The following is an 11,963-nucleotide window of genomic DNA, read 5'->3' as shown; positions in this document are numbered from 1 at the left end:
GGCCACCGCGAAGGCTTGCAGTATCATCATGGGCCGGCAGCGCGGGCGGCCGGGCCTTGCGGCCTTATCGAGGAACACGGGATGCAGATGGGCAACAGAATTCGGAGCGTGGCGCTGGCCGGCTGGGCCTTGCTGGCGAGCGGGAGCGCGCTGGCGCTGGGCAGCGAGTGCGGCGACCCTTTCCACAACGCCACCGGGCCGTTCGACTACCGCTATCCCGAAGGCAAGATGCTGGGCATGGTGGAGCACCGTCACTACACCGAAGACATCCGCCAGCTGCGACGCGGTACCACCGGCGCCCTGGCGGGCGACCTGGCTTACACGCTGCGTGTTTTCCCCAACCACTACCGTGCGCTGCAGACGATGAGCGAATGGTCGTTCAAGACCAAGAGCAAGAAGCCGGAGGGCCAGCCCTATGTGGTGGAGTGCTGGTTCGAGCGCGGTCTGCACTACGCGCCTGACGACCCGATGGTGAAGCTGGTGTATGGCATCCACCTGATCAAGGCGGGGCGGCCGCAGGACGCGGTGAAGCAGCTGGAAGCGGCCATCGCCGAAGACCCGAACAATGCCAGCAGCTACTACAACCTGGGCTTGGCGTATGCTGACCAGAAGAACTATGAGAAGGCGCTGCCGAATGCGCAGCGGGCTTACGAGCTGGGCTTTCCGCTGCCAGGGCTGCGCCAGCGTCTGGTGAAGGCCGGCGTATGGCGCGAGCCCGAGCCGAAGGCGCCTGAGCAGGGCGCATCGGGGGAGAACAAGGAAACTCCGGAGGCCCGCCCGCCGGTTGAGGATGCGCCTGCCGCCGGCGCGCCCGCCCCGGCGCAGTAAGGCGGGCAAGGCCCCGCTCCGGCCCTGGGGCCGGAGCGGGCGGCTTTCTTACTTGCTCTTGATCATGGTGCCGACACCGTGGTCGGTCAGGATCTCCAGCAACAGGCAGTGTTCGACGCGGCCGTCGATGATGTGCACCGACTTCACGCCGTTGCGCGCCGCGTCCAGCGCGGAGCTGATCTTGGGCAGCATGCCGCCGGACAGCGTGCCGTCGGCCACCAGATCGTCGATCTGGCGCGGGGTGAGCCCGGTCAGCAGGGTGCCGGCCTTGTCCAGCACGCCCGGCGTGTTGGTCAGCAGCACCAGCTTCTCCGCCTTCAGGATCTCGGCCAGCTTGCCGGCGACCACGTCGGCGTTGATGTTGTAGGTTTCGCCTTCCTCGCCGACGCCGATGGGCGCGATCACCGGGATGAAATCGCCCTGGTCGAGGAAGGAGATCAGGCTGGGGTCGATCTGGGTGATCTCGCCGACCTGGCCGACGTCCACCGTGTCTCCCGGCGGCGCGTCCTTCTTCTGCATCAGCAGCTTCTTGGCGCGGATGAAGCTGGCGTCCTTGCCGGTGAGGCCGACGGCCTTGCCGCCGTGCTGGTTGATCAGGTTGACGATCTCCTTGTTCACCTGGCCGCCCAGCACCATCTCCACCACTTCCATGGTCTCGGCATCGGTCACCCGCATGCCCTGGATGAACTCGCCCTTCTTGCCGACGCGGTTCAGCAGGCTCTCGATCTGCGGTCCGCCGCCGTGCACCACGACCGGGTTCATGCCGACCAGCTTGAGCAGTACCACGTCGCGCGCGAAGCTGTCCTTCAGCTTGGCGTCGGTCATGGCGTTGCCGCCGTACTTGATGACGATGGTCTTGTCGAAGAAGCGCTTGATGTAGGGCAGGGCTTCGGCCAGGATTTCGGCCTTCAGGCCGGGGGTGACCGGGAGGGGCGTAGCCGGGGCGGTGCTCATGTCGTGGGTCCGTCTTGGGGTGGTGGGGCGAATTCTAGGCGATACGCCGGCGGGGCGTCGAACCGCCGCCGCGGCGTGCCGGCACGGCGCTGCGGCTGCGGGCGAAGGCAAAAGCCAGGCACAGCGCCAGCAGGGGATCGGTGATCTCGGCGGTGCGGCCGGGCACCCACAGCTGCAGGAACTCGATCACCGCCAGCCACAGCGCGGCGGTGAAGGCGGCCGCGCCGGGGCGCGAGCCGTTCTGCTGCAGCAGGAAGAGCAGGGCGCCGTAGAGGTAGCACTTCTCGATCAGGTTCAGGGTGTTGCGCGCCATATTGCCTTCGAGGAAGCCGTTGAACGGCAGCCATTCGAAACGCCCGGGTGTGGAAACGAAATCGTAGGGCGCGATGCCGCTCAGCAGCAGTGCCAGGAACAGGCCGGCGCAGGCGAGCGCGGCTGCGTGCGGGCGGCGCGCCAGCGGCAGGGCGAGCAGGGCCACGGCCAGGCCGAGCAGATTGTTCAGCGCCAGCTGGTTGCCGACGAAGAAGGGCTGCAGCGCGGTTGCCGCCAGCGCCGCGGCGCCCAGCAGCCAAAGCGGCCAGCGCCGCAGCGGCGTCGCGCCGGCGATGACGAACCAGGCGAACCAGGCCACCGCGGTGTGGAAGATGCGGGTGGGGTCGATCTGCGGTGACAGGAACACCGGTTTCACCGCGTTGCGCACGTTCTGCAGGTCCAGCGTCGGCACCAGCGGGAACCAGCGGTAGGCCAGCCACAGCAGCAGCAGGGTGAGCGGCACCAGCATCGCGGTGTCGGCGGAGAGGCCGAGCGACAGCAGGCGCTTTCCCGCCAGTGCGCCGATGGCGAAGCCGATGGCCAGGCCCACGGTGTTGACGATGGCATCGCCGATGGCAGGCACCCGTGCCGGCAGCCACACCTGCGCCACCTGCAGCGCGACCGCCAGCAGGATGCCCAGCAGGGCGATGACCCAGCCGCTGAACGCCGGCCGCGGCGAGTGCTGCGCCGCCAGGTGGCCGACGATGCCGTAGGGCAGGAAGAGCAGGATGTTGCCGACGATGTCGCCGCGGGTGGTGGGGATGTCCAGGTCTGCGAGCAGACCCAGCAGCTCGGCCACGCTGCCCTCGTGGGCGGCGAACTGGAAGGGATAGAGCGAGCCGTAGGAGATCAGGAAGGCAACGAGCAGGAGCAGGGCGCGCATGCGGCTATTCGGAGGAAGGAGTTTGAACGGCGCCGGGCGCGAGCGGTTGCGCCGGATCGAGCTGGCGCGAGCCGCGTGGGGGAATGAACTCCCAGCGCGGCGTCAGTTCGCCATAAGGGGTGGCGGGGCCGTCGAAGCGCTGGCCGCGCAGGGGCGAGTCGGCCGGCAGGCGGAAGTCCGGCGCGGCGGGCGTGCCGGCCTGGCCGGCGCGCAGGCGGTGGTTGCCGCCGGAATGCTCGTCGTCGGCAATGTCGAAAGCGCCGTTGCCGATCAGCAGGTTGTTGCGTGCCACCACAGCTATGCCGTTGGCGAAGCTCTCGCTCCAGATGCGGACGAAGCGGCCGCCGGCGGGCAACTCGTCCAGCAGGGTGTTGTGGGCGAGGTAGAGGCCGTTGTCCGGCCAGAAAGCCTTCTCCGCGCCGTAGGCGATCAGCGAGATGTTCTGGGTGTTGCGCGACTGGCCGATGATGTTGCCCACCACCACCGCGCGGCCGCCCTGGGGAAACTCCAGTTCGTAGGAGGCGCCGCCATCGCTGCCATCCACCAGGCGGTTGTAGAGGATGAAGTTTTCCCGCGCGCGGGATTTCAACAGATGGCCGCGATAGCCGCCGTGGAAGCTGCTGCCTATCACCGTCAGCCGCGCCATGCGGCCCGCGTAGAGCAGGTGGGGCAGCCACAGGTCGTTGTGCGGCGCGTTGCCGAACTCGCTGCCGATGACGATGAGCTCGGACACGCCGTCGTTGGAGCTCATGATGCCGGTCTGGTTGTCGAGGAAGCGGCAGTTCACCACCCGCAGCCGGCCATGCTCGAAGCGGATGCCGGCGCCGTTGTTGTTCCTCACCCGCGTGCCGCGGAAGGTGAGGTTGTGGATGTCGAAGTCGCCGTTGCGTATCACCCAGATGGCCTTGTTCTCGGCGCTGGCGCCGTCGGCGATGAGTACCGCGCCGCCACCCATGCCACGAATGGTGAGGCGGCGCTGCGTCCACACCGCGACGTCGCCGCGGTACTCGCCAGCGGCGATCTCTATCGTGTCGCCATCGGCGGCCACCCGTGCGGCGTCGCTGATGCGGGTGTAGGCCTCGCCCGGCCCGACGCGCAGCGTGGCCGCCCAGGCCGGCAGGCTGGTGAGGGCGCAGAGCAGGAGGGCAGCGATCCAGCGCGGCATGGCGAGTGGTGGCGAGTGCGGCGGGTGGCGGAAGCGGAGGGATGAAACGCCCGCGGGATTGTCACCGCTACCGCCGCCATGTTCAATCGCTGAAAGACAAAGGCCGCCCGGATTGCTCCGGGGCGGCCTCTTCTTCGGCTGGCTGCGTGGCCGCCCGAAGGCGGCGGGGCATCAGGAGATGCTCAGACGCTTGGCCTGGGCGGTCGGCTTGCGCGGCAGCTTCAGCGTCAGCACGCCATCGACGAAGCTGGCCGAGGACTGGCCTTCGTCGATCTCCTGGCCGAGCTGGAAGCTGCGCGACACCTTGCCGAAGTAGCGCTCGGTGCGCAGCACCCGCTCACCGTTCTTCACTTCCTTTTCCTGCTTGCGTTCGGCCGAGATGGAAACCACAGGGCCATCGATATGGACGTGGATGTCGTCCTTGGCGATGCCGGGCAGTTCGGCCAGCACTTCATAGCCCTCCGCGTTCTCCTTGACGTCCACCCGCATCTGCGGGGCGTCGGCCGCGGCGTTGGAGCCGAACTCCACCGGCCGCACGAAGAAGCCACGGAAGAAGTCTTCCAGAGGGTCATGACGGGTCAGGTTGCTCATTTTCGCTCTCCTTTTCGGACCATGCCGGTATTCCCGGCCTCGGTGGAAATATGGGTTCGGGCTGCCGGGTTTCAATACCCCTGTGTGCGGGATTCCGATGCATGGCGAGTGATGCCGGCAGCTATGATTGGTTCGGGACGATTGCCGGCGGGGAAGCAGCGGTGGAAGAGAAGAAGGAGCGCGGTGCCAGTGTTTGCGCCCGTTGCGGGCAGCGCTTCGTCTGCGGCATGAACGCGGGCGCGGAGAAATGCTGGTGCGCCGCGTTTCCGCCCCTCTTCGCCGTGCCGGACGAGGGTGGCGCGCAGGCCGGCTGTTACTGTCCGGCCTGTCTGGAAGCGCTGGTGGCGGAGCGCCTGGGGAGCGCCGCCTGGCCTTGATGGCGGCCTGATCAGCGGGCGTCGAGTTCGGCGCCCAGGGCCAGGATGGCGTCGCGGTTGGTCCAGGAACTGGCCTGGGCGGCGGCTGTGCGCCAGTCCAGCCAGCGCAGGTCGCGGTGCTCTGTGGGCGACAGCCGGATCGGCAGTTGCCGGGGCAGCCGCAGGCTGAACCAGTGCTCGGTGTTCTCCCGCACGTCGGCCGCGTAGCGGTGCCGCCACGCCGGCAGGATGGGGAAGCGCACGCAGTGCTGGTGATCGCGGAACTGGCCGGCAGCGGCGGACAGGCCGGTTTCTTCCTCGAGTTCCCTGCGCGCGGCTTGCTGTGGCGTTTCGCCCGGCTCGAGGCTGCCGGTGACCGATTGCCAGAAACCGGGCGGGGCGACACGCTCGAGCAGCAACACCTCGCCAGCGCTGGTGTGGACGACGACCAGTACCGAAACCGGTGTCTTGTAGCTGGCGGTTTGCGTCATGCCGCGGCGGCGGTGAGGAAGACGTGGAAGGGCGTGCCTTGCTCCCGCCACAGTCCGGCTGCCTCGGCGAGGATTTCGAGCAGGGTTTCCCAGCTGGAGGGGTCGGCAGCGCGCAGTTGCCGGCTGTGAGCCAGCACGATGAGGTAGCCCTCGGCGGCCAGCCAGGAGAGATCGCCCAGGCAGTCGGCGAGGGCGTCCCAGTTGTGGCCGAACCAGTCCGGGAATTCCAGGGCGCGGGCGAGCTGGGCCATGAGTCCGGCTTTGTCGGCGCAGCCATCCAGGTCGATGGTGAAAGCGCTCAGGCCCGCGGCCTGGCATTGCGCCAGCGGCGGCAGCGGGGCGCCTTCGGGGTGGATGCCGTTGTGGCGGGCAGAGAGTATCGGGTCGGTCATGGCGCGGGGGTGATGCGGCGGAAGCTGCGGTAATGGTCTTCGGTGTAATAAAAGACCTCGGGCGGCGTGCCGCCGGTGACGATGCGCCGGGCTCCGCGGTCCTGTGCGCTGGGTGTTGGAACGGTGAATTCACGGTAGTAGCCGCGCTCCGCCCTGGGCAGCAGGCCCTCGCGGTTCTGGAAGACGGTGCCGTCCTTGCGGTACGGGTAGGGGCCGCCGCGGGCAATCAGGGCCAGCGTGGCATGAGCCTCCGGCGGCAGGTCGGCGTGGGCGCGCCCGGCGTCGGAGGGGGCCGGGCCGCAACCGGTAAGGCCGAGACAGAGCAGAAGCAGGGCGAAGAGGCGGAGCAGCATTGCGAGTCGCAAGGGGAGGGCGTGGGGGCTTAAGCCGGCCGGCGCGGAATGCCCTGCGGGCGGATGCCGTAGCGTTGCAGCAGGCTGTGCATGAACTCGCTGATGGCCGACAGTTTGGGATAGGCCGGCGCCAGCCGGCGGGCGCGCTCGATCAGGCCGCGTGCCTGGGCGGCGAAGCGTTCGTTCCAGCCGCGGTGCTCGATGTGCCGCAGCAGGGCAAGGGCGGCGTTGAACAGCACATGCGGGTTGCCGGGCATCTTGCGGGCGGCGTTCATCATCTCGGCGACCGCGCCGTCGTAGTCGCCGGCCCGCGCTTTCTCGGCGCCGGTGCTGATCAGGCCCTTCACCTCGGCCTGGATGCGCTGCTCGATCTGGCGCGAGAGTTCTTCCAGGCCGCGGGAGCGCAGCACCGCGCGGGTGCTTTCCACCGTCTGTTCGTCCGCGGCGTTGCGCAGGATGTCCATGACGACTTCGGTACCCTGGTCGCCCAGCTGGTTATCGAAGCAGGCTTTGACCAGTTCCTGCTTCAGGCCGACCGACAGGCGGCCGGCGGCGGCACTGTTCCTGGCGGCCTCCAGCAGCGCTTCCTGGGCGCGCGGCACGTCGCCGCTGCGGGCGTGCAGCAAGGCGCTGGACAAGGCCTTGCACAGCCTGGCCTTGGGTATCTCGCCCATGGTCTTGTCCAGGTCGGCGATGGTGGCCTCGGCGCTTTCGGTCTTGCCTTGCTCCAGTTGCGCCTGCACCAGCCGCACATGGTCTTCCGGATCGCGGAAGTCGGAATACTTGCCCTTGCGCACCACCTCGGCCATGGTGCTTTCGGCGGTGGCGGCGTCACCCAGGGTGAGGGCGAGTTCGCCCAGGTGGCGCAGGCGGTTCAGGCGGTGCGGCGACCGCTTGGCGGCGGCTTCCACCACGTCGCGGGCCTCGCCGGTGCGGCCGTTCTCTTCGCGGCAGCGGGCGAGCAGATCGTAGGCATCCAGGTAGAGGTCGTTCTCGGCGATGAGGTCGGTGAGGAATTCCTCCGCCTCGTCGTAGCGCTTGCGGGTGTAGAGCATGCGCGCCAGCCCCAGCCGCGCCCAGGGCGTGGTGCGGGATTCGAGGATGAGGCGGTAGAGGGTCTCCGCTTGTTCCACATGGCCCATGGCGGCATGCAGCTCGGCCTGCAGGCGCAGGAAATCGATCAGGTACTGCGGATATTCGTCCTGCGCCTGCTCGCAGTAGGCCACCGCTTCCACCGAGTCGCCCATCTCGATCAGCTTCCAGGCCGGCAGGAAGGCCTCCCGCTTGTCGAAGGCGCGTTGCAGCCGGGTACGCAGGGTCTCGGCGGTGAGGGGCTTGAGGATGTAGTCATTGGGGGCGAGTTCGGCGGCGCTGACGACGCGCTCGTAGTTGCGCTCGCCCGTGATCATGATGAACAGCGTGTCCAGCGGAATGATCTCGTGGTTGCGCAGATCCTCGAGCAGGTGCTGGCCATCCTGCCCCTCGCCGAGGTGGTACTCGCACAGCAGCAGGTTGTAGCGGCGCTCGCGCAGCCGGCGCACCGCCATGCCGGCGGAAGCGGCGAACTGCACCTGTTCCAGGCCGATGGAGGTCAGCATGGTGCGCAGCTGCGCGCGCATATTGGGCTGGCTTTCTATGACCAGGACGGAGATACCGGCAAGGGAGGCCATGTTCTTGGTCGTATCGGGCGTAAGCGGGCCGGGGCTGGCTGGAAAAGCTTACGGCAAATCCGGGGGCGGGCTGAAGGCCCGCCGGGCGAAAAAAAAGCGGATGGGATTCATCCGCTTTTTATCCGGGGGCCGGCAAGGATCAGTCGCGGGCGACTTCCACCTGGGTTTCCACCTTCTGGCGCAGGCGGATGTGCAACTCGCGCAGCTGCTTCTCGTCCACCTCACCCGGGGCGTTGGTGAGCAGGCACTGGGCGCGCTGGGTCTTGGGGAAGGCGATGACGTCGCGGATGGACTCGGCGCCGGCCATCATGGTGACCACACGGTCCAGGCCGAAGGCCAGGCCGCCGTGCGGCGGCGCGCCGTACTTCAGCGCGTCCAGCAGGAAGCCGAACTTGAGCTGCTGCTCCTCGGCGCCGATGTTGAGTGCCTCGAACACCTTGGCCTGCACGTCGGCGCGGTGGATACGCACCGAGCCGCCGCCGATCTCCCAGCCGTTTAGGGCGAGGTCGTAGGCCTTGGCCACGCAGGCGCCCGGGTCGGTGGCGAGCAGGTCCACATGCTCGTCCTTCGGGCTGGTGAAGGGGTGGTGGCAGGCGGTCCAGCGCTTGTCGTCCTCGTCGTACTCGAACATCGGGAAGTCCACCACCCACAGCGGGCGCCAGGCTTCACCGGTGACATAGCCCTTCTCATGGCCGAGCTTGGTGCGCAGCGCACCCATGGCGTCGTTCACCACCTTGGCCTTGTCGGCGCCGAAGAAGATGAGGTCGCCGGACTGGGCGCCGGTGCGCTCCAGCACGGTGCGCAGGGCGGTTTCGTTCAGGTTCTTGACGATGGGCGACTGCAGGCCTTCCTCATTCACCTTGGTGACATCGTTCACCTTGATGTAGGCCAAGCCCTTGGCGCCGTAGATGCCGACGAACTTGGTGTACTCGTCGATCTCGCCCCGGCTCAGGCTGGCGCCGCCAGGCACGCGCATGGCGGCGACGCGGCCGCCGCTGTTGGCCGGACCCGAGAAGACCTTGAAGGCGACATCCTGCATGGCGTCGGTGACTTCGGTCAGCTCCAGGGTGACGCGCAGGTCGGGCTTGTCCGAGCCGAAGCGGCGCATGGCTTCGGCGTAGGTCATGCGCGGGAAGGGGCTGGGCAGCTCCACCGCCAGGGCTTCCTTGAACACGAAGCGGATCATTTCTTCCATGATCGCGGTGATCTCGGTTTCGTTCAGGAAGGAGGTCTCGATATCGACCTGGGTGAATTCCGGCTGGCGGTCGGCGCGCAGGTCTTCGTCACGGAAACACTTGGTGATCTGGTAGTAGCGGTCGAAGCCGGCGACCATCAGCAACTGCTTGAAGAGCTGCGGCGACTGCGGCAGGGCGAAGAACTGGCCCGGGTGCACCCGGGAGGGCACCAGGTAGTCGCGCGCACCTTCCGGGGTGCTCTTGGTCAGCATCGGCGTTTCGATGTCAATGAAGCCGGCGCCATCCAGGAAGCGGCGGAAGGCCATCGCGACCTTGTAGCGCAGCATCAGGTTCTTCTGCATCTGCGGGCGGCGCAGGTCGATCACCCGGTTGGCCAGGCGCACCGTTTCCGACAGGTTTTCGTCGTCGAGCTGGAACGGCGGGGTGACCGAGGCGTTCAGGATCTGGATGTCGTGGCACAGCACCTCGATCTCGCCGGAGGTGAGGTTGACGTTCTCGGTGCCAGCCGGACGGCGGCGCACTTTTCCGCTCATCTGCAGTACGAACTCGTTGCGCACCGACTCGGCGATCTTGAACATCTCGGCGCGGTCGGGGTCGCAGACGACCTGGACCAGGCCTTCGCGGTCGCGCAGGTCGATGAAGATGACGCCGCCGTGGTCGCGGCGGCGATGCACCCAGCCGTTCAGCGTGACGATCTGGTCAAGGTCGGCGGCGGTGACTTTTCCGCAGTAATGAGTTCGCATGGTGTGGAGTTCCGGCAATTCAGAAGGCGGCGCAGGCCGCCGGGGAAGGCAAGGAGCGTTATTCGTTCAGCAGCGCGGGCCGCTCGTTCAAGCGGCGCGGCGCGGGGGCGACGACGCCCATCGAGATGATGTACTTCAGGGCCTCGTCCACGCTCATTTCCAGCTCGATGACGTCCGCCGCCGGCATCATCAGGAAGAAGCCCGAGGTCGGGTTGGGCGTGGTCGGCACGTAGACGCTGACGTAGTCGCCGGGCAGATGCTGCGCCGCATCGCCGCCGGGCTTGCCGGTGAGGAAGGCAATGGTCCAGGCGCCCTGGCGCGGGTACTGCACCAGCAAGGCCTTGCGGAAAGCCTGGCCGTTGCTGGAGAACAGCGTGTCGGAAACCTGCTTGACGCTGTAGTAGATGGATTTGACCACCGGGATCCGGGCCAGCACCGCCTCCCACACCTGGACCAGCTTCTGCCCCAGTACATTGGCCGCCACCAGGCCGGTGGAGAGCACGATGAGCACGCTGAGGACCAGCCCGACGCCGGGAATGTTGAAGCCGAACATCACCTTGGGCTGTACGCCCTCCGGCAGCCACAGGATGATTTGGTCCAGGGTATTTACGATCCAGGCCAGCACCATGAAGGTGATGGCCAGCGGAATCCAGATCAGCAGTCCGGTGATCAGATACTTTTTCACGGGTGGCCGGCGCTGCCTGTCAGGAAGGATGACAGGCGCAGCCACCGCCGCAGCCGGCTGCCGGCGCGCTGTCGCTGGACGACGAAGCAGAAGACGAACTGGCAGATTTGCCGCCGCCGTTCTTGAAGTCGGTGGCATACCAACCGCTGCCCTTCAGCTGGAAGCCGGCGGCAGACAACAGCTTGGTATAGCTCGCCTTGCCGCAGGACGGGCAGGTGGAGAGCGGGGCGTCGCTCATCTTCTGCAGATGTTCTTTCTGGTACCCGCAGCTCTCGCAACGATATTCATAGATAGGCATGATGACCTCCGAAAAGGCAAGCGTGTAAGTCTAACGCAACGCAGCATCGGGAAGAAGGGAAGCTGCAGCCCCGCAGCAGGCCGGTAAGGGCGGGCCATGGGAGAGAGGCAGCTTCGCCCGGATGTGAGGGGCGACCGCCGGTTTTTCAAGGGCTGGCGCTACAGGTGGCCGAGGTAGTAGGCCGTGATCGCATTGCCCCAGAACAGCGCCAGCACGCCGGCTGCAGCCAGATAGGGGCCGAAGGGGATGGGGACGTTGCGCCCGTGACGGGCGAAAAGGATGAGCGCAATGCCGACTACGGCGCCTACCACCGAGGAGAACAGGATGGTGAGCGGCAGCATCTGCCAGCCCAGCCAGGCACCGATTGCCGCCAGCAGCTTGAAGTCGCCGTAGCCCATGCCTTCACGGCCGGTGAGCAGCTTGAACAGCCAGTACACCGACCACAGGGTGAGATAGCCAGCGGCTGCGCCGACCACCGAGTCGCCGAGCGAGGCATAGGTGGAGCCGAGATTCAGCAGCAGCCCCGCCCATAGCAAGGGCAGCGTCAGGCTGTCCGGCAGCAGCTGGGTATCCAGGTCGATGAAGGCGAGCGCGATCATTGCCCAGACGAAGAGCAGGGCGCCGATGCCAGCGGCTCCCCAGCCGAAATGCCAAGCGGCATAACCGGAGAGCACCGCGCTCAGCAGTTCGACGATGGGGTAGCGGAGGCCGATGCGGGCCCCGCAGTGACGGCAGCGCCCACGCAGCACCAGATAGCTCACCACGGGGACGTTCTCGATGGCGCCGATCTGGTGGCCGCAATGCGGGCAACTGGAGCGGGGCGTGGCCAGGTTGTAGCGGGCGGCGGCGGGCGGCTCTTCGCCCCGCAGTTCTGCAGCCTGCGCATGCCACTCCTGTTCCAGCATGCGCGGAAGGCGGTGGATGACGACGTTGAGGAAGCTGCCGACGAACAGGCCGAGCAGGGCGGCCAGCGGGGCGAAGACGGAAGGCTCGTGCAGGATTTCTAGCATTGACGCGTCGTGGTGAGCCGCAGAGCGGCGGGCCGG

The 11,963-nt window shown here is 67.3% G+C and carries 14 protein-coding genes; 2 read left to right on the top strand and 12 right to left on the bottom strand.

Annotated features, from left to right (window positions below; genetic code table 11):
* The first annotated feature begins 87 nt into the window (after window positions 1-87).
* Window positions 88-828 (top strand): tetratricopeptide repeat protein, encoded by a 741-nt coding sequence (locus GRF61_RS01045; RefSeq protein WP_169148891.1) that lies wholly within the window; start codon window positions 88-90, stop codon window positions 826-828.
* A 48-nt stretch (window positions 829-876) separates the two neighbouring features.
* On the opposite strand, the gene argB is transcribed toward GRF61_RS01045, so the two are convergent.
* From argB to GRF61_RS01025, 4 genes are all read right to left on the bottom strand, one after another.
* Window positions 877-1,782: an acetylglutamate kinase gene (gene argB / locus GRF61_RS01040; RefSeq protein WP_133589696.1), complete on the bottom strand. Its 906-nt coding sequence runs from the start codon at window positions 1,780-1,782 to the stop codon at window positions 877-879.
* A 34-nt stretch (window positions 1,783-1,816) separates the two neighbouring features.
* Complete coding sequence (locus tag GRF61_RS01035) at window positions 1,817-2,977, bottom strand: VanZ family protein (RefSeq protein WP_169148890.1); 1,161 nt, start codon at window positions 2,975-2,977, stop codon at window positions 1,817-1,819.
* Between the two features lie 4 nt (window positions 2,978-2,981).
* Window positions 2,982-4,142 (bottom strand): right-handed parallel beta-helix repeat-containing protein, encoded by a 1,161-nt coding sequence (locus tag GRF61_RS01030; protein ID WP_169148889.1) that lies wholly within the window; start codon window positions 4,140-4,142, stop codon window positions 2,982-2,984.
* Window positions 4,143-4,313: 171 nt separating this feature from the next.
* Window positions 4,314-4,733 (bottom strand): Hsp20/alpha crystallin family protein, encoded by a 420-nt coding sequence (locus GRF61_RS01025; protein ID WP_169148888.1) that lies wholly within the window; start codon window positions 4,731-4,733, stop codon window positions 4,314-4,316.
* A gap of 101 nt (window positions 4,734-4,834) precedes the next feature.
* Here GRF61_RS01025 and GRF61_RS01020 point away from each other — a divergent pair, with 101 nt between their 5' ends.
* The gene (locus tag GRF61_RS01020; protein ID WP_169148887.1) at window positions 4,835-5,110 is read left to right on the top strand and encodes a cysteine-rich CWC family protein; all 276 of its coding nucleotides are present in this window, start codon (window positions 4,835-4,837) and stop codon (window positions 5,108-5,110) included.
* 11 nt (window positions 5,111-5,121) lie between these two features.
* Here GRF61_RS01020 and nudB read toward each other — a convergent pair whose 3' ends face one another.
* The 8 genes from nudB to GRF61_RS00980 form a co-directional block, all read right to left on the bottom strand.
* Entirely contained in the window at window positions 5,122-5,580 is a 459-nt protein-coding gene (nudB, locus tag GRF61_RS01015; RefSeq protein WP_169148886.1) for a dihydroneopterin triphosphate diphosphatase, read from the bottom strand.
* Entirely contained in the window at window positions 5,577-5,972 is a 396-nt protein-coding gene (locus GRF61_RS01010) for a barstar family protein (RefSeq protein ID WP_169148885.1), read from the bottom strand. Before GRF61_RS01010 ends, nudB begins: the two co-directional genes overlap by 4 nt.
* Window positions 5,969-6,325, bottom strand: a complete 357-nt coding sequence (locus GRF61_RS01005) for a ribonuclease domain-containing protein (protein ID WP_169148884.1) — start codon at window positions 6,323-6,325, stop codon at window positions 5,969-5,971. The genes GRF61_RS01010 and GRF61_RS01005 overlap by 4 nt, the downstream gene beginning before the upstream one ends.
* Before the next feature lie 29 nt (window positions 6,326-6,354).
* Entirely contained in the window at window positions 6,355-7,995 is a 1,641-nt protein-coding gene (locus GRF61_RS01000) for a tetratricopeptide repeat-containing response regulator (protein ID WP_169148883.1), read from the bottom strand.
* A gap of 139 nt (window positions 7,996-8,134) precedes the next feature.
* A complete protein-coding gene (aspS, locus tag GRF61_RS00995) occupies window positions 8,135-9,934 on the bottom strand; it encodes an aspartate--tRNA ligase (RefSeq protein ID WP_169148882.1) in 1,800 nt (599 codons plus the stop codon).
* Between the two features lie 58 nt (window positions 9,935-9,992).
* Complete coding sequence (locus GRF61_RS00990; protein ID WP_169148881.1) at window positions 9,993-10,619, bottom strand: DUF502 domain-containing protein; 627 nt, start codon at window positions 10,617-10,619, stop codon at window positions 9,993-9,995.
* A 19-nt stretch (window positions 10,620-10,638) separates the two neighbouring features.
* Window positions 10,639-10,917 (bottom strand): zinc ribbon domain-containing protein, encoded by a 279-nt coding sequence (locus GRF61_RS00985; RefSeq protein WP_169148880.1) that lies wholly within the window; start codon window positions 10,915-10,917, stop codon window positions 10,639-10,641.
* A gap of 158 nt (window positions 10,918-11,075) precedes the next feature.
* The gene (locus GRF61_RS00980) at window positions 11,076-11,927 is read right to left on the bottom strand and encodes an A24 family peptidase (protein WP_169148879.1); all 852 of its coding nucleotides are present in this window, start codon (window positions 11,925-11,927) and stop codon (window positions 11,076-11,078) included.
* Between the last annotated feature and the right edge of the window lie 36 nt (window positions 11,928-11,963).

It is taken from the genome of Azoarcus sp. TTM-91, assembly GCF_012911025.1.
Lineage (GTDB): Bacteria > Pseudomonadota > Gammaproteobacteria > Burkholderiales > Rhodocyclaceae > Azoarcus.
This window is presented reverse-complemented; position numbering and strand designations above follow the sequence as displayed.

Bases quoted from the DNA above. Each gene is read 5' to 3' on its own strand.
- argB (WP_133589696.1), bottom strand. From the start codon at position 1,782: ATGAGCACCGCCCCGGCTACGCCCCTCCCGGTCACCCCCGGCCTGAAG.
- GRF61_RS01005 (WP_169148884.1), bottom strand. From the start codon at position 6,325: ATGCTGCTCCGCCTCTTCGCCCTGCTTCTGCTCTGTCTCGGCCTTACC.
- aspS (WP_169148882.1), bottom strand. From the start codon at position 9,934: ATGCGAACTCATTACTGCGGAAAAGTCACCGCCGCCGACCTTGACCAG.
- GRF61_RS01000 (WP_169148883.1), bottom strand. From the start codon at position 7,995: ATGGCCTCCCTTGCCGGTATCTCCGTCCTGGTCATAGAAAGCCAGCCC.
- GRF61_RS01045 (WP_169148891.1), top strand. From the start codon at position 88: ATGGGCAACAGAATTCGGAGCGTGGCGCTGGCCGGCTGGGCCTTGCTG.
- nudB (WP_169148886.1), bottom strand. From the start codon at position 5,580: ATGACGCAAACCGCCAGCTACAAGACACCGGTTTCGGTACTGGTCGTC.
- GRF61_RS01025 (WP_169148888.1), bottom strand. From the start codon at position 4,733: ATGAGCAACCTGACCCGTCATGACCCTCTGGAAGACTTCTTCCGTGGC.
- GRF61_RS01035 (WP_169148890.1), bottom strand. From the start codon at position 2,977: ATGCGCGCCCTGCTCCTGCTCGTTGCCTTCCTGATCTCCTACGGCTCG.
- GRF61_RS00985 (WP_169148880.1), bottom strand. From the start codon at position 10,917: ATGCCTATCTATGAATATCGTTGCGAGAGCTGCGGGTACCAGAAAGAA.
- GRF61_RS00980 (WP_169148879.1), bottom strand. From the start codon at position 11,927: ATGCTAGAAATCCTGCACGAGCCTTCCGTCTTCGCCCCGCTGGCCGCC.
- GRF61_RS01030 (WP_169148889.1), bottom strand. From the start codon at position 4,142: ATGCCGCGCTGGATCGCTGCCCTCCTGCTCTGCGCCCTCACCAGCCTG.
- GRF61_RS01010 (WP_169148885.1), bottom strand. From the start codon at position 5,972: ATGACCGACCCGATACTCTCTGCCCGCCACAACGGCATCCACCCCGAA.
- GRF61_RS01020 (WP_169148887.1), top strand. From the start codon at position 4,835: ATGGCGAGTGATGCCGGCAGCTATGATTGGTTCGGGACGATTGCCGGC.